Here is a 16371-nt window from a genome sequence, read left to right as displayed (position 1 = left end):
CTACCCGAAAAAGGAGCGGTCTTTTGGGATATGGAGCGATCACCACGTTGCGCAAGGCTTTGATGGCAGGCCTTTTCACGTGGTGCGGTTTTGCGGCCACAGCCGAACAAGTGGTGATTGCGGCTTTAGGGGACTCGCTGACTCAGGGCTATGGGCTGGTGGAGGAAAGCGGGTTTGTTCCACAGCTTGAACGCTGGTTGCAGACGCAGGGCGCGGATGTCCGCGTCATCAACGCAGGCGTTTCGGGTGACACGACGGCGGGTGGGGCCGCACGTGTGGACTGGACCCTGACACCGGATGTGGATGGCATGATCGTTGCCCTTGGCGGCAACGACCTGCTGCGGGGGATCGACCCTGCCGTATCAAAGGCCAATCTGCGCAGGATCCTGGACGTGGCGCGGGGCACGAATGTACCGGTTCTGCTGATCGGTATGCAGGCGCCGGGCAACTACGGGGCCGATTACAAGCAAGCTTTCGACGGAATGTACCCAGACCTGGCAAATGAGTTCGACGTCCTCTTCGCCGCCAGTTTCTTTGAAGGTCTTGCGGCCGAGGGCGACCCCGGTGCGGTATCGCAGTTCATGCAGCCGGACGGAATACATCCAAACGCGGATGGGGTGGCAAAGATCGTTGAATCACTGGGGCCGTCCGTTCTGAAGCTGGTTGATCAGGCGGGTCGAGCGGAATAGGCGCCCATCCATGGGCACCTAGACGACCGTGACAACGGTTCCGATCGGGACCCGGTTGTACAAATCGATCACATGCTCGTTCAGCATTCGTATGCACCCGTTGGACACCGCCCGGCCAATGGTCTGCGGCTGCGTCGTGCCGTGGATGCGGAAATAGGTATCGACACCGTTCTGGAACAGATACAGCGCGCGCGCGCCCAGCGGGTTATCTCCGCCGCCGGGTTGGACATAGTCATTGTCCTTGAATTTGGCGTAAGCGACGGGATCACGTTCGATCATCTCATCGGTCGGGCGCCAGGTCGGCCATTCCTTTTTCACATCGATGGTGGCCGTGCCGGTAAACTCCAACCCCGCTTTTCCGACGCCGCATCCATAGCGGATCGCCTTGCGAGGTTCCGTGACGAAGTAAAGATAGAACGACCGGGGCGCGACCAGCAGCTGACCTGGTACAAACTGTTTCTTGATGCGCACGAATTGCGGTGTCGGATCATACTCGACCGCCTTTTTGGCGCGGGCGATGCCCGGCAACATGCTTGCTGCTGTTCCGGCCAGAAAAACACGGCGTGTAAACATCGAAACCCTCGTCGAATGACCAAAGAAACTGAAACCAATTTCATCATGATACGATATTTGGTCAATTCTAGGGCAGACATCACGTGGACGTGATGTGTCCTGCCTGCCACCCGAGGTGGTGGCGGGAAAGGGGCGAGGGGGATCCCCTCACCCGAAATCAAGCTCAGGCCAGCTGGATGCTGTCGGCGCTTTCGCGGCCGTCACGACCGGCGCGCAGCTCGTACGTGACTTTCTGGTTGTCGGCCAGACCGGTCAGGCCCGAACGTTCGACAGCCGAGATGTGTACGAATACATCTTTGCCGCCCTCTTCCGGTGCGATGAAGCCGAAGCCTTTGGTGGTGTTGAACCATTTTACGGTGCCTGCTGGCATATCCGTGTCTCCTGTTTGAGTGCTGCCCACGGAGTTGCGGCAGCCTGGCGTCGTCGGTCTGTATCGATAGACTGACTGCCGATGAAGGAGACAGTAGGTCGAATAGATAAACGTAAGCTCTTTTCATATGGCATCGGGGCGGGGGTGTGACAAGGGATTTTGTTGGGTTTGTGCATGGGTATGAGCGATTTCCGCCGTGCCCACATGCCCGGGGGCCGCGTATTCTTTCAAGGTGCCGCAGCCTTGCCCAGAATCGACGAACAGGTTGAACGGCTGCATTTGGTCATCACAGAAACCGTGCAGAGTGGTGTTCATGTCGGCAGATGGTCACGCGCCCTTTTCGCAGCAATGCAGGTCGCGATACGGTTGGCGCCAATCGCGATCGCTTTCCTGTTCAGGCGTGGGCGATCAAGCCAGTCACGATCGGGATGAAGGCACCTTAGTCGCGCCTGCGTTTGCACCGGCAGAATACCGGTTTGTGACGCGCGCATTCTTTGTCAAAATCGCGCCCGAGAAAGTCGTCGCGATGGATGGAGGCTGTCCCGCGCCACACGCCTGCCGTTGACGCAAGGCACGCGCTGCGATTCCAGAAACGAAAGCGCTAGGCATGCCTGTTACCCATAAAGTGCGCGGGCTTCGGCGAAGGACAACAGGCGACGGTTCTTCTCGTCCCACAGGTGAAGCCGCGCATTGGCGAGGCTTTCCCGGATGGTCATCCGGTTGCTGTTTGCCAGTTCTTCATGATCGCGCAGCACCTCGGTCAGGCGGTAGAACGGAATGCGGCTGTAGAGGTGGTGTACATGGTGGATGCCGATATTGGCGCTGAACCATTGCAACACTGAGGGCAGGATATAGTGCGAACTTCCGTGCAGCGCTGCTTCATGCAGTTGCCAGTCTGCATCGGCGTCCCAATGCGTGTTCTCGAACTGGTGTTGTACATAAAACAGCCAAACTCCGGCCGTTGCGGCAATCAGAGTCGACGGCAGAAAGATCAGCAACATCGGCATCAGCCCGCCAAAATAGTAGATGGCCACAAGGGCAATCAGAATGGCAAGATTGGTCGCCATCGCGCTGACCCAGAACCTGACGCTGTCTGTCAGGCCCAGCGGAAGGCGGTTTTGAAACAGAAACAGATAACCGGGGCCAAGCACGAACAGAGTGATCGGGTTCCGGTACACGCGGTACCAGAACCTGTTCAGTGATGTTTTGGCGCGGTATTCCGCCACGGTCAGGGTGTGGACATCGCCCATCCCGCGCTTGTCCAGGTTGCCGGAACTGTTGTGATGCGTGGAATGCGTGCGGCGCCAGACATCATATGGTGTCAGTGTCAGAACTCCGATGCCGCGCCCGATCCAGTCGCTGACGGCCCGGTTTTTGAAGAATGCGCCGTGCCCGCAATCATGCTGGATGGCAAACAAGCGCAACAGAAAGGCCGCATTGAGGGCGGAAATCACAAAGGCCAGCCAATAGCTGACTGAAAGTGACATCCAGGACAATGCCCACAGTCCGATAAAGGGGATAATGCTTACACCCAGCTCAAAAGCGCTGCGCATTTGGTCCGGTTCGCGATATTTGGCAAGCGTTGTTACCCAGTCACGTGCGGCGGTGGTCTCCGGCTTGTCGCGGAGCGAGAGAGAGGGTTCAGTCATACGCCTGCCAGTCAAGTGTTTGCTGGCCACCGGATAGACGACCACCCCGACATAGCAAGCGGTTTTTGCAAAAGTTGCTGCATTTCACGGTCACTTTTCGGTCAAAGGCCGGCAGAGGTGCCCTTTGCGTAACACTGGGCTCAAGACCTCATGCCGGCATCCCGCGGCGCAAGGCAATCTACAGGCTTGTCAAGTGCGGTTATCGGGCCTATACGCCTGCGGTGGCTTTCCGCCACGAGAATCAAAACCAAGAAATGCCGTGTTTGGCCCATCACGCTTCGGGGTCATATCCGGCTTAGGAGAAGCGACATGAAACTGAACGAACTGCGCGACAATCCAGGCGCCAGCCCGAAACGCACCCGCGTTGGCCGTGGTCCGGGTTCCGGCAAAGGTAAAATGGGTGGCCGTGGTATCAAAGGCCAGAAATCCCGTTCGGGTGTGGCCATCAATGGCTACGAAGGCGGCCAGATGCCATTGTACCAGCGTTTGCCCAAGCGCGGCTTCAACAAGCCGAACCGCAAGGAATTCGCCGTTATCAATCTGGGTCTGATCCAGAAATTCGTCGACGCCGGCAAGCTGGACGCTTCGGCTGCGATCACCGAAGACGCTCTGGTTGCGTCCGGTCTGGTGCGCCGCAAGCTGGACGGTATCCGCGTTCTGGCCAAAGGCGAAATCAGCGCCAAGGTGAACCTGGAAGTGACCGGTGCTTCGAAATCTGCCGTCGAGGCAGTCGAGAAAGCGGGCGGTTCACTGAAGGTCACAAAAGCTGCTGCGGCAGAGTAATCGCTTGTGAGCGGGCAAAGACCCGCTTACATAGACCTCAGAGTTTTCCAAGACGCCGTCCGAGCCGGAAAACGGTTCCGGGCGGCGTTTGCATAAGAGAGACCGATTTATGGTATCAGCAGCAGAACAAATGGCAGCCAACACAAGCTGGGCTGCTTTGGGCAAGGCCACCGATCTGCGCAACCGCATCCTGTTCACGCTGGGTTTGCTGATCGTCTATCGTCTGGGCACCTTTATTCCGGTGCCGGGGATTGACGGAGCAGCTTTGCGCGAATTCATGGAACAGGCGGGGCAGGGCATCGGCGGCATGATTTCGATGTTTACCGGCGGGGCGCTGGGGCGGATGGGTATCTTTGCCCTCGGCATCATGCCTTACATCTCGGCCTCGATCATCGTTCAGCTTCTGACATCCATGGTTCCCGCGCTCGAACAGCTCAAGAAAGAGGGCGAGCAGGGGCGCAAGAAGATCAACCAGTATACCCGGTTCGGCACCGTGGCTCTGGCCACCGTTCAGGCTTATGGTCTGGCCGTTTCGCTGGAATCGGGCGATCTGGCGACTGATCCGGGGCTCTATTTCCGCATGTCGACCATGATAACGCTGGTTGGCGGTACCATGTTCCTGATGTGGCTGGGTGAGCAGATCACTGCACGCGGGATCGGCAACGGTATCTCTTTGATCATCTTCGTCGGCATCATTGCCGAGGTTCCGGCTGCTCTGGCGCAGTTCTTTGCAAGCGGCCGCAGCGGTGCGATCAGCCCTGCCGTGATTGTTGGCGTGATCGTCATGGTCATCGCGGTCATCACCTTCGTGGTGTTCATGGAGCGCGCCCTGCGCAAGATCCACATTCAGTATCCCCGCCGCCAGGCCGGTATGAAAGTCTACGAAGGCGGCTCAAGCCACTTGCCGGTCAAGGTCAACCCTGCGGGTGTTATTCCGGCGATCTTCGCCAGCTCGCTGCTGCTGCTGCCGGTCACGATCTCGACCTTCTCGTCCGGTGCTGCCAACGGGCCGGTCATGTCGTGGCTGCTGGCCAATTTCGGCCCCGGACAGCCGCTTTACCTTCTGTTCTTTGCCTCGATGATCGTGTTCTTCGCCTATTTCTATACGTTCAACGTGTCGTTCAAACCGGACGATGTGGCGGACAACCTGAAAAAGCAGAACGGTTTTGTGCCCGGCATCCGGCCCGGCAAGAAAACCGCCGAGTATCTGGAATACGTGGTCAACCGCGTGCTGGTTCTGGGTTCGGCCTATCTGGCGGCGGTCTGTCTGCTGCCCGAAATTCTGCGGGGCCAGTTTGCCATTCCGTTCTATTTCGGTGGCACCTCGGTTCTGATTATCGTCTCTGTGACCATGGACACGATCCAGCAGGTCCAGAGCCACCTGTTGGCGCATCAATATGAAGGGCTTATCGAAAAGTCCCAGCTGCGCGGCAAAGGCAAGAAACGCGGCAGAAAGGGAGCTGCTCGTCGATGAACATCATTCTTCTGGGCCCCCCGGGGGCAGGCAAGGGAACGCAGGCGCGTCACCTGGTAGAGACCCGCGGGATGGTGCAGCTCAGCACCGGGGATATGCTGCGCGAGGCCAAGACCAGCGGAACCGAAATGGGCCAGAAGGTTGCTGCGATCATGGACGCGGGCAAGCTGGTCACCGATGAGATCGTGATCGGCCTGATTGAAGAGAAACTGACCACCGAAAAGGGCGCCGGTTTCATCTTTGACGGCTTCCCCCGCACTTTGGCGCAGGCCGACGCGCTGTCGGCTCTGCTTACCAAGCTGGGCCAGTCCCTGCACACCGTGATCGAGATGCGCGTGGATGACGATGCTCTGGTGGAGCGGATTACCGCACGGTCAACCTGCGGCGGATGTGGTGAGGTCTATAACGACAAGACCAAGCCGATCCCGGCTGACGGCAAGTGCACCAACTGCGGCAAGGAAAATGACTTCGTTCGTCGCGCCGACGACAACAAAGACAGTCTGCGCACGCGGTTGATGGAGTACTACAAGAAGACCTCTCCGCTGATCGGCTATTACTACGCCAAGGGCGATCTGCGCCCCGTGAACGGGCTGGCGGACATCAAGGAAGTCACAGCGTCGATCGAGGCCGTTCTCGGCTGATTTCAATATGGGCTTGACGGCACCGCCAAAAGCCCATATCGACCCCCATCCCTAAAGGGAATCAAGACCGCGTGCGGGATTCGTCCCAACCGCCCCGACCACCTCGAATAATGCTGAACCCTCTGGCTACACTGCCACGGTAAAGCGTTGTGAAAAAAGGTTCTGGAGTTACGGAACCGCAACGAAAAGGAAAGTGACACGTGGCACGTATTGCCGGCGTAAACATCCCGACTGCAAAGCGGGTACCTATCGCCCTCACATATATCACCGGTATCGGAAACACTTCGGCCAAAGCAATCTGCGAAGCCGTAGGTATTGAAGCGCACCGTCGCGTCAACGAACTGTCCGACGCCGAAGTTTTGGCCATCCGCGAGCACATCGATGCAAATTTCACCGTTGAAGGTGACCTGCGTCGTGAAGTTCAGATGAACGTCAAGCGCCTGATGGACCTGGGCTGCTATCGCGGTCTGCGTCACCGCCGCAACCTGCCGGTTCGCGGTCAGCGTACCCACACCAACGCTCGTACCCGCAAAGGCCCCGCAAAGGCCATCGCTGGTAAGAAGAAATAAGGGAGGGTCTGACCGATGGCACGTGACAAGACTCGCGTTAAGCGCAAAGAGCGTAAGAACATCGCATCGGGCGTTGCCCATGTGAATTCGACCTTCAACAACACCAAGATCCTGATCTCGGACGTACAGGGCAACGCCATCTCGTGGTCGTCTGCCGGTACCATGGGCTTCAAGGGATCGCGGAAATCGACCCCCTACGCCGCTCAGATGGCTGCCGAAGACGCAGGCAAGAAAGCGCAGGAACATGGCGTCAAGACGCTGGAAGTCGAAGTTCAGGGCCCCGGTTCGGGCCGTGAATCGGCACTGCGCGCGCTGGCTGCCGTGGGCTTCAACATCACGTCGATCCGCGACGTGACACCGATTGCTCACAACGGCTGCCGTCCGCCGAAGCGTCGTCGCGTCTAAGCGATTTTGAATTGAGCTGGGGCTGTGTTTCTGCACGGCCCCAGCACGTCATTTTGAACCTCGGGCGTCTGCACCTTGTTGGTCATGGGGCGCGGACAGGAATGGAGGGATTACATGATCCACAAGAATTGGGCAGAATTGATCAAGCCGACCCAGCTGGAAGCCAAGCCGGGCAATGATCCTGCACGTCAAGCCACCCTGGTTGCCGAACCGCTGGAGCGTGGCTTTGGTCTGACCTTGGGCAACGCCCTGCGCCGCGTCCTGATGAGCTCGCTGCAAGGTGCGGCCATCACCAGCGTGCAGATCGACAACGTCCTGCACGAGTTTTCGAGCGTGGCAGGCGTTCGTGAAGACGTCACCGACATCATCCTGAACCTCAAGCAGGTTGCCCTGCGCATGGAAGTCGAGGGCCCCAAGCGCCTGTCGATCAATGCCAAGGGCCCCGCGGTCGTCACTGCGGGTGACATCAGCGAAAGCGCCGGCATCGAGGTTCTGAACCGCGATCACGTCATCTGCCACCTCGACGATGGCGCTGACCTGTTCATGGAGCTGACCGTCAACACCGGCAAGGGCTATGTCTCGGCCGAGAAGAACAAGCCCGAAGACGCACCCATCGGCCTGATTCCGATTGATGCGATCTATTCGCCGGTCAAAAAGGTCGCCTATGACGTTCAGCCGACCCGTGAAGGTCAGGTTCTGGACTATGACAAACTGACTCTGAAAATCGAAACCGACGGTTCGATCACGCCGGAAGACGCGCTGGCCTTTGCCGCTCGTATCCTTCAGGATCAGCTGTCGATCTTCGTCAACTTCGACGAGCCGGAATCGGCAAGCCGCCAGGACGAAGACGATGGTCTGGAGTTCAACCCGCTGCTGCTGAAGAAGGTGGACGAGCTGGAACTGTCGGTCCGTTCGGCAAACTGCCTGAAGAACGACAACATCGTCTATATCGGTGATCTGATCCAGAAGACCGAAGCCGAGATGCTGCGCACCCCGAACTTCGGCCGCAAGTCGCTGAACGAGATCAAGGAAGTGCTGTCCGGCATGGGCCTGCACCTGGGCATGGACGTCGAGGATTGGCCGCCGGACAACATCGAAGATCTGGCCAAGAAATTCGAAGACGCGTTCTAAGCGCGTCTTCCCCAATGCCCGGCCCGAAGTGGGAATATCCGGGGACCATATGGGCATTCCCGCCCCAAGGAGAGCCGGTGACACGCATCGCCGGCCAGACAAAGCAAAACGCAAAAGAAGGAACTAGAAAATGCGTCACGCACGTGGTTATCGCCGCCTGAACCGTACTCATGAGCACCGCAAGGCGCTGTTTGCGAACATGGCTGGCTCGCTCATCGAGCATGAGCAAATCAAAACAACTCTGCCCAAGGCAAAAGAACTGCGCCCGATCATCGAAAAGCTTGTCACTCTGGGCAAGCGCGGCGACCTGCACGCCCGCCGTCAGGCCGCTTCGCAGCTGAAAGAAGACAAAGACGTAGCGAAGCTGTTCGAAGTTCTGGGTCCCCGCTACGCCGAGCGTCAGGGCGGTTATGTCCGCATCCTGAAAGCTGGCTTCCGCTATGGCGACATGGCCCCGATGGCGATCATCGAATTCGTTGATCGTGACGTCGACGCCAAGGGCGCGGCCGACAAAGCCCGCGTTGCCGTCGAAGAGGCAGCAGACGAAGAATAAGATCTGACCCAAGGTCACGGTCGAACCTCCGTTCGGGAAACCGGACGGAGGTTTTTTCGTTATGGCATGTCCGACATGTTGCGGGGCATACCCGACCGCCGACTTGCAATTCAGATTTTGTGTCAGCATATCTGGGCCAATCGCAAAAAACGGAGCCACCATGATCCGCGTAATGCTGACCCTTGTTGCCTTGACCTGCGCGACGCAAGGAATGGCCGAAACGAAAGTTCCGCAGTCACAGGCCGAGATTTCGTTGGGATTTGCCCCGGTCGTGAAACAGGCATCGCCGGCGGTTGTGAACATCTATGCCAAGATCGTCCGGCAGGGCCGGGCTAGCCCGTTTTTCTCGGACCCGTTCTTTCAGGATTTCTTTGGCCGGGGATTTGGCGAACCCCGTCAGCGTGTTCAAAACTCGCTGGGTTCTGGGGTTATTCTGTCTGACGATGGGTATGTTGTTTCCAACTATCACGTGGTCGGATCCGCGACCGAGATCCGGGTTGTCACCACGGATCGGCGCGAGTTTTCGGCCGAGGTTGTGCTGGGCCATGAGGAAAGCGATATCGCGATCCTGCGGCTGAAAGAGGCCGAAGATCTGCCCTATCTGACCCTTCGCGATTCCGATCAGGTCGAGGTTGGAGAGCTGGCGCTGGCCATCGGAAACCCGTTCGGGGTGGGGCAGACGGTATCGTCCGGCATCATCTCGGGGCTGGCGCGCACGGGCACGGCAACCGGGAATGGCCGCGGATATTTCATCCAGACGGATGCGGCAATCAACCCGGGCAACTCCGGCGGGGCGCTGATCGATGTGAATGGCCAGCTTATCGGGATCAATACCTCGATTCTGACCCGATCGGGTGGGTCAAACGGAATAGGCTTTGCCATCCCCGCCAATCTGGTGGCGCAATTCCTCAAGCAGGCGCAGCAGGGAAACGAAACCTTCGTCAGCCCGTGGGCGGGAATGTCGGGTCAACACATGAGCGCGGATATCGCGGAATCCCTTGGTCTGGCCATCCCGTTGGGCGTTGTGATCTCTGATCTGCATGAGCTCAGCCCTTTGCGCGACGCAGGGTTCAGAGTGGGAGACGTGGTAACCCATGTGGACGGGGATGAGGTCAATTCACCCGCCGAGATGAAGTTTCGGATGTCGGTCGCCGGAGTGGGCGGAACCTCGGTTCTGACCCGTCTACGCGGCGACCAAAGTGAAAGTGTCGAGGTGGCGCTTATCAAAGCCCCCGATGTTCCGGCCGCCGAAGAAACGACGTTGAATGACAGAACCGTTCTTCCGGGGTTGGTGGTGTCGCGGGTCAATCCCGCGGTGATCACCAGGATGGGATTGTCGCTGTCGCTGACCGGTGTCGTCGTGGTGGATCCCGGCCCGTATGGCGGAAGGGCGGGTTTGCGAACCGGTGATATTCTTGAAAGCATCAATGCCGATGAGATCCAGCGCCCTCGGGACGTTGAGACCGCGCTGACCGATCCGGGCCGTTACGTGCAGATAGGTCTGGTGCGCGGGGGGCGGTCCGTCTCTTTGCGGTTCCGGTTGTGACCTGTGAGTGATCTGTTCGATACCGGGGCGGCGGAACCTGCCGCTTCTCCTCACCAGCCTCTGGCTGACCGGTTGCGGCCTCGATCCCTGGCCGAGGTGATCGGGCAGGAGCAGGTGCTGGGCCCCGAGGCCCCTCTGGGTGTCATGCTGGCGGCAGGCAGTTTGTCCAGCCTGATCTTCTGGGGCCCACCCGGAGTTGGAAAGACCACGATTGCACGGCTGTTGGCACAGGAAACCGATCTGCATTTCGTTCAGATCAGTGCGATCTTTACCGGTGTGCCGGATCTGAAGAAAGTCTTCGAGGCCGCGAAGATACGCCGCCAGAACGGGCAGGGTACCTTGTTGTTCGTGGACGAGATTCACCGCTTCAACAAGGCTCAGCAAGATGGGTTTCTGCCCCATATGGAAGACGGGACCATCCTGTTGGTCGGCGCAACCACCGAGAATCCGTCATTCGAGCTGAATGCCGCTGTGCTGAGCCGGTCGCAGGTGCTGGTGCTGGAACGGCTGAGCCTTGCCGATCTGGAGCGTTTGACCCAGCGGGCTGAGAAAGAGTTGGGCCACGCGTTGCCATTGACGCCTGCCGCCCGCGATGCGTTGCAAGAAATGGCCGATGGCGACGGTCGGGCTTTGCTGAACCTGATCGAACAGGTTTCGGCGTGGAAAGTAGACGAGCCGCTGGGCCCCGATGCGCTGTCTACGCGTTTGATGCGGCGGGCTGCAAAATACGACAAGTCTGGTGATGAGCATTACAACCTGATCTCGGCCCTGCACAAATCGGTGCGCGGATCTGACCCTGATGCGGCCTTGTATTGGTTTGCGCGCATGCTGACCGGGGGTGAAGACCCGCGGTATCTTGCGCGCAGGATCACACGCATGGCGGTCGAGGACATAGGCCTGGCCGATCCGCAGGCGCAGGCCATTTGTTTGCAATCGTGGGAAACCTACGAACGTCTGGGTTCACCCGAGGGCGAGTTGGCGCTTGCTCAGGCGCTGGTCTATCTTGCCCTGGCGCCAAAATCCAACGGCGCCTATGTCGGCTACAAGGCGGCAATGCGGCTGGCCAAGCAATCCGGCAGCGAGCCACCGCCCAAGCATATCCTGAACGCGCCGACCTCTTTGATGAAGGATCAGGGTTACGGCGCGGGCTATGCCTATGACCATGATGCCGAGGACGGGTTTTCCGGTCAGAACTACTTCCCCGAGACGATGAAACGCCCGGTGTTGTATCAGCCGGTCGAGCGCGGTTTCGAGCGTGAGCTAAAGAAACGCCTCGATTACTTTGCCAAGCTGCGGACACAGCGGAACAGCGAGTAACGCAGGGTCAGTCGTAAAGGTTCCGCGGCGTCACAGGCGACAGGATTGAAATTGGACGCTTCCCTTGGGTCAACGCTTGCAGGGGAGGACTTGATATGCCGGTTTCAATCGAAAAATCCGAAGATGTCTGGACCGTCATTCACGACAGGCCGGATGCGCGGAACGCCGTTGATACGGAACATGCCGAGGCTCTGGTCGAGGCATTTCTGAGTTTCGAGGCCAGTTCGGCCAAGGCTGCGGTATTCTGGGGCAAAGGTGGCAATTTCTGTGCAGGGTGGGATCTGAAACTTGCCACATCGCTGGCCGATCCCGAACGGCGCGAGGCGTATTTCGACAAACATGGCTTTCCCATCGGTTCGGCCCCGTCAACGCTGGGGCCCATGGGGCCGTCGCGGCTGGAGCTTTCGAAACCTGTCATAGGCGCGATAGAGGGCGCGGCAGTGGCCGGAGGAATGGAGCTTGCCTTGTGGTGCGATATCCGGGTCATGGCGGAAACGTCTTACTTGGGTGTGTTTTGCCGCCGCTGGGGGATTACCCTGATGGATGGTGGTTCGGTCAGGTTGCCGCGTCTGGTGGGGCAGGGCAAGGCGTTGGAGATTGCTCTGACCGGGCGCAAGGTCGAGGCGGAGGAGTGTTACAGGATTGGGCTGGCGGAAAAGGTCGTTCCGCATGGCACAGCACGAAAGGCGGCTGAAGACATGGCACATGATATCGCCCGTTTCCCGCAAGAGGCCGTTCGGGCAGACCGCCGGTCGATCATCGAAACCCGTGGAATGCCGGTTCGTGACGCTCTCAAGGTCGAATGGGCCAACGGGTTGGATGCCATTCGCCGCGAAGGAACCGCTGGTGCGACCCGTTTTCGGGACGGAGCAGGGCGGCACGGCGACTTCTCGAACATCTGAGATCCAGAGCCAGATACCTTGACTCTTGCCGCGTTGCGCGCGACAGACGCCCATGATTTCTGGGACACGGATAAATACGCAATCTGGGCGGATCACCCGCGCGGAACAAGGGGTAATGGCATGAGTGGCGTGCAGATGATTACAGTCGCTGAAGGGGATGGGGACCAGCGCGTGGATCGCTGGCTGCGCCGCCTGTTTCCGCATGTCAGCCAGGGGCGCATTGAAAAGATGTGCCGCAAGGGAGAATTGCGTGTTGACGGAAGCCGCGCCAAGGCCTCGACGCGGCTGGAGGCAGGGCAGGTGGTTCGCGTGCCGCCTTTGCCGGACGCTGATCACAAACCGGCTGAGGTCAAGCATCACATCTCGGATGCGGATGCCAAGATGATCCAATCTTGCGTGATCTACCGCGACGATCACATTCTGGCGCTGAACAAGCCGCATGGTCTGCCGGTGCAGGGCGGCAGCGGGCAGACAAGGCATGTTGACAGCTTGTCCGAAGCGCTGCGGTTCGGCTATGACGAGAACCCTCGGCTGGTTCATAGATTGGACAAGGACACGTCAGGTGTTCTGCTGCTGGCACGCACGCGTGAGGCCGCCAAGGGTTTGACGGCCGCTTTCCGTCACCGTGATACGCGCAAGATCTACTGGGCGCTGGTTGCCGGTGTTCCAACGCCGTACCTGGGTGAGATCAAGACCGGCCTTGTCAAGGCGACCGGTCATGGCAAGCACGGCGAGGGTGAAAAGATGATCCCCGTGCATATGAACGAAATTGACAGCACTCCGGGCGCAAAACGCGCGCATACGCATTACGCAACACTCTATCGCGTTGCCGGCCGCGCCGCCTGGGTCGCGATGGAGCCGATCACCGGACGTACGCACCAATTGAGGGCGCATATGGCCGCAATCGGACATCCGATTATCGGCGACGGAAAATACGGCGGTTCGGGTCAGGAAAACCTTGGCGACGGATGGGGCGCGCAACTGGGTGGGATCATCAGCAAAAAGCTGCATCTGCACGCACGGCGGCTATCCTTCCTGCATCCGGTGACGCGGAAACCAGTGACCGTGACGGCGCCCTTGCCCGAGCATATGAAGCATAGCTGGGACACGTTCGGATGGAGCGAGGATCTGGCGGCCGACGACCCGTTTGAGGCGCTGCAATGAGCGCACCCTTGCGGCTGGTCCTGTTCGACGTCGACGGCACTCTGGTCGACAGTCAGGGCAGCATCGTTCATTCCATGACCGCCAGCTTTCAGGCCGCCTCCGTGCCGGTTCCGACGCGAAAGGCGATCCTGTCCATTGTCGGCTTGTCGCTGCCGCATGCCATCGCCCGGTTGGCGCCGGAACAGCCTCTTTCGGTCCAGAACGATCTGGTCGACGGGTATAAAGAGGCCTATCACGCCCATCGTCTTGAATTGGGCGCGGCAAGTTCGCCGTTGTACCCCGGTGCGCGCGAGGCGATTGAAGCGTTGCATGCCGTGCCCGAAGTGCTTCTTGGCGTGGCAACCGGCAAGTCGCAGCGCGGGTTGGACGCATTGATCGAAGCCTACGGGCTGGAACCGTATTTCGTGACCCGGCAGGTCGCGGATCACCACCCGTCAAAGCCGCATCCGTCCATGGTGCAGACCGCATTGGCGGAAACCGGGGTCGATCCGGCCTGCGCAGTGATGATCGGCGACACGAGCTTTGACATGGATATGGCCGCGGCCGCCGGTGTTCGCGGCATCGGCGTCACCTGGGGCTATCATGACCGATCGGCTCTGACCGCAGCTTCTTGCATTATCGAAACCTTTGACCAGTTGCCCAATGCGCTGGCTGGGATGTGGGATTGAAAGATGAGTGACTGGAAACCGAAACGCTTTTGGAAGGACAGCACCGTTGTCGCGGTTGATGGCGGCTTCACCGTCGAACTGGATGGCCGCAGGGTCAAAACACCCGCCAAGGCAGACCTGATCCTGCCAACCCGCCCCATGGCCGAAGCGGTGGCAGGGGAATGGGACGCGCAGGAAAAAGAAGTTGATCCTGCCGTGATGCCGTTCACCCGTTCTGCAAATGCAGCGATTGACAAAGTCCGCATCCAGCACGGGGAAGTGGCCGACATGCTGGCCGATTACGGCGATTCCGATTTATTGTGTTATCGCGCAACCCACCCGCAGGAGTTGCAGGATCGTCAGAGCGCCGAATGGGACCCCGCCCTGGATTGGGCCGAGACCGCGCTGTCTGCCCGTCTGGTTCCGGTTGCGGGCGTCCTGCATCAACCGCAGCCGGAATCCGCCCTGGCGACATTGCGTTCTCGAGTGCACGGGCTGGATGCGTTCCAACTGGCCGCTTTTCACGATCTTGTCAGCTTGTCGGGGTCATTGATTCTTGGCTTTGCGGCCGCCATGAATTGGCGCAATCCGGACGAAATATGGCGCATTTCAAGATTGGATGAAACCTGGCAGATTGAACAATGGGGCCATGACGAAGAAGCCCATCAGGTTGCCGAGGCCAAGAAAGCAGCCTTTATGCATGCCAAACGCTTCTTTGAATTATCGGTTTGATCCTAAATTCCGGTTTTTTGAGCAAATCTGTAAACAGCTTGGGGCCTGATCCATCGATTTCGATGATCCGGCCCTTGACGTTTGTTTATGAATACGCCCAAACTCGGTGCCACTAAAGGGGAGACACCTTTGGGGTAACCTATCCGGCATCCACTTGCCGGGCAGAGCCGTCTCGGACGGGGCGGAAAATCAGGAAGAGGTAAAAATGAAAAAATCCGTAATCTTGGGCGCGGCAACGATTGCCGGTCTTGCTGCTGGCGCAGCCATGGCAGGGACCGTTGACGACGTTAAAGCACGCGGCAAGCTGAATTGTGGTGTGACCACCGGTCTGGTTGGTTTTGCTGCGCCCGACGCAAATGGCGAATGGCAAGGCTTTGACGTATCGCTGTGCCGCGCCGTTGCTGCTGCCGTTCTGGGTGACGCCAACGCCGTTGAATTCGTTCCGACCACTGGTAAGACACGTTTCACCGCTCTGGCCTCGGGCGAGATCGACATGCTGGCAAGGAACACCACCTGGACCTTCAGCCGCGACGTCGACCTGAAGTTCGAATTCACCGGTGTGAACTATTATGACGGTCAGGGCTTCATGGTTCCCAAGGCGCTGGGCGTCAGCTCGGCCAAGGAACTGGACGGCGCCCGTGTCTGCATCCAGACCGGCACCACCACCGAGCTGAACCTGGCCGATTTCTTCCGCGCCAACAACATCAGCTACGAGCCGGTTCCGATCGAAACCAACGCCGAAGCGCAGCAGCAGTACCTGGCTGGTGCATGTGACGTTTACACCACCGATGCATCGGGCCTCGCCGCAACCCGCGCCACCTTCGAAGCGCCGGACGAGCACATCCTGCTGCCCGAAATCATCTCGAAAGAGCCGCTGGGCCCGCTGGTCCGTCATGGCGACCACGAGTGGGGCGACGTTGTTCGCTGGACCCTGAACGCACTGATTTCGGCTGAAGAGCTGGGCGTGACCTCGGCAAATATCGACGAGCTGAGCGCTGGCACCGACAACCCGGAAATCAACCGCCTGCTGGGTACAGAAGGCACTCTGGGTGAAATGCTGGGTCTGGACGCCGACTGGGCGGCCAAAGCGATCAAAGCTGGCGGCAACTATGGTGAAATCTTCGCCAAGAACATCGGTGAAGAAACACCGATCGGCCTGGCGCGCGGCCTGAACGCACAGTGGACCGAAGGCGGCCTGCTGTACTCGCCGCCGTTCCGTTAAGGCA

Annotated in this window: 19 protein-coding genes; 15 read left to right on the top strand and 4 right to left on the bottom strand. The window is 59.1% G+C overall.

The genetic code is table 11. From position 1 onward, the window contains the following. Nucleotides 1-62: 62 nt before the first annotated feature. Nucleotides 63-689 (top strand): arylesterase, encoded by a 627-nt coding sequence (locus tag GOW56_RS11745; protein WP_171206145.1) that lies wholly within the window; start codon nt 63-65, stop codon nt 687-689. An 18-nt stretch (nt 690-707) separates the two neighbouring features. On the opposite strand, the gene GOW56_RS11740 is transcribed toward GOW56_RS11745, so the two are convergent. The 4 genes from GOW56_RS11740 to GOW56_RS11725 form a co-directional block, all read right to left on the bottom strand. Further along, nucleotides 708-1262: a L,D-transpeptidase gene (locus tag GOW56_RS11740; RefSeq protein WP_171206003.1), complete on the bottom strand. Its 555-nt coding sequence runs from the start codon at nt 1260-1262 to the stop codon at nt 708-710. A gap of 163 nt (nt 1263-1425) precedes the next feature. Then, nucleotides 1426-1632, bottom strand: coding sequence for a cold-shock protein (locus GOW56_RS11735; protein WP_152456904.1), 207 nt, complete (start codon nt 1630-1632; stop codon nt 1426-1428). Between the two features lie 123 nt (nt 1633-1755). After that, the gene (locus tag GOW56_RS11730; protein WP_171206002.1) at nt 1756-1947 is read right to left on the bottom strand and encodes a hypothetical protein; all 192 of its coding nucleotides are present in this window, start codon (nt 1945-1947) and stop codon (nt 1756-1758) included. Between the two features lie 299 nt (nt 1948-2246). Beyond that, complete coding sequence (locus GOW56_RS11725) at nt 2247-3281, bottom strand: fatty acid desaturase (RefSeq protein WP_171206001.1); 1035 nt, start codon at nt 3279-3281, stop codon at nt 2247-2249. 309 nt (nt 3282-3590) lie between these two features. Between GOW56_RS11725 and rplO the strand changes: the two genes are divergently transcribed. The 14 genes from rplO to GOW56_RS11655 all read left to right on the top strand — a co-directional run bounded on the left by rplO (nt 3591) and on the right by GOW56_RS11655 (nt 16367). Then, on the top strand, nt 3591-4064 hold the full coding sequence (rplO, locus tag GOW56_RS11720) for a 50S ribosomal protein L15 (RefSeq protein ID WP_152456906.1): 474 nt from the start codon (nt 3591-3593) through the stop codon (nt 4062-4064). A 109-nt stretch (nt 4065-4173) separates the two neighbouring features. Continuing rightward, on the top strand, nt 4174-5538 hold the full coding sequence (gene secY, locus GOW56_RS11715; RefSeq protein ID WP_152456907.1) for a preprotein translocase subunit SecY: 1365 nt from the start codon (nt 4174-4176) through the stop codon (nt 5536-5538). Further along, nucleotides 5535-6179 (top strand): adenylate kinase, encoded by a 645-nt coding sequence (locus tag GOW56_RS11710; protein ID WP_171206000.1) that lies wholly within the window; start codon nt 5535-5537, stop codon nt 6177-6179. The genes secY and GOW56_RS11710 overlap by 4 nt, the downstream gene beginning before the upstream one ends. A gap of 200 nt (nt 6180-6379) precedes the next feature. Then, the gene (rpsM, locus tag GOW56_RS11705; protein ID WP_008757392.1) at nt 6380-6748 is read left to right on the top strand and encodes a 30S ribosomal protein S13; all 369 of its coding nucleotides are present in this window, start codon (nt 6380-6382) and stop codon (nt 6746-6748) included. A gap of 15 nt (nt 6749-6763) precedes the next feature. Next, a complete protein-coding gene (gene rpsK / locus GOW56_RS11700; protein WP_008757289.1) occupies nt 6764-7153 on the top strand; it encodes a 30S ribosomal protein S11 in 390 nt (129 codons plus the stop codon). Nucleotides 7154-7267: 114 nt separating this feature from the next. After that, nucleotides 7268-8284 (top strand): DNA-directed RNA polymerase subunit alpha, encoded by a 1017-nt coding sequence (locus GOW56_RS11695; protein ID WP_117870179.1) that lies wholly within the window; start codon nt 7268-7270, stop codon nt 8282-8284. Nucleotides 8285-8414: 130 nt separating this feature from the next. Continuing rightward, nucleotides 8415-8837 (top strand): 50S ribosomal protein L17, encoded by a 423-nt coding sequence (gene rplQ / locus GOW56_RS11690; RefSeq protein WP_171205999.1) that lies wholly within the window; start codon nt 8415-8417, stop codon nt 8835-8837. 160 nt (nt 8838-8997) lie between these two features. Beyond that, the gene (locus tag GOW56_RS11685) at nt 8998-10383 is read left to right on the top strand and encodes a trypsin-like peptidase domain-containing protein (RefSeq protein WP_171205998.1); all 1386 of its coding nucleotides are present in this window, start codon (nt 8998-9000) and stop codon (nt 10381-10383) included. 3 nt (nt 10384-10386) lie between these two features. Further along, on the top strand, nt 10387-11700 hold the full coding sequence (locus tag GOW56_RS11680; RefSeq protein ID WP_171205997.1) for a replication-associated recombination protein A: 1314 nt from the start codon (nt 10387-10389) through the stop codon (nt 11698-11700). A gap of 95 nt (nt 11701-11795) precedes the next feature. Continuing rightward, complete coding sequence (locus tag GOW56_RS11675) at nt 11796-12602, top strand: crotonase/enoyl-CoA hydratase family protein (protein WP_171205996.1); 807 nt, start codon at nt 11796-11798, stop codon at nt 12600-12602. 120 nt (nt 12603-12722) lie between these two features. After that, a complete protein-coding gene (locus GOW56_RS11670) occupies nt 12723-13766 on the top strand; it encodes an RluA family pseudouridine synthase (RefSeq protein WP_152456913.1) in 1044 nt (347 codons plus the stop codon). Then, nucleotides 13763-14434 carry an HAD-IA family hydrolase gene (locus tag GOW56_RS11665; protein ID WP_171205995.1) on the top strand — a complete coding sequence of 224 codons (672 nt, stop codon included), beginning with the start codon at nt 13763-13765 and terminating at the stop codon, nt 14432-14434. The genes GOW56_RS11670 and GOW56_RS11665 overlap by 4 nt, the downstream gene beginning before the upstream one ends. Before the next feature lie 3 nt (nt 14435-14437). Beyond that, a complete protein-coding gene (locus tag GOW56_RS11660) occupies nt 14438-15145 on the top strand; it encodes an ATP12 family chaperone protein (RefSeq protein ID WP_171171038.1) in 708 nt (235 codons plus the stop codon). A gap of 205 nt (nt 15146-15350) precedes the next feature. Next, nucleotides 15351-16367: an amino acid ABC transporter substrate-binding protein gene (locus GOW56_RS11655; protein WP_152456916.1), complete on the top strand. Its 1017-nt coding sequence runs from the start codon at nt 15351-15353 to the stop codon at nt 16365-16367. Nucleotides 16368-16371 lie beyond the last annotated feature (4 nt).

Origin of the sequence: Ruegeria sp. HKCCA0235A, from assembly GCF_013033235.1 — a bacterium.
Lineage (GTDB): Bacteria > Pseudomonadota > Alphaproteobacteria > Rhodobacterales > Rhodobacteraceae > Ruegeria.
Note: the sequence above shows the minus strand (reverse complement) of the source record. Positions and strands in the feature narration are given on the sequence as shown.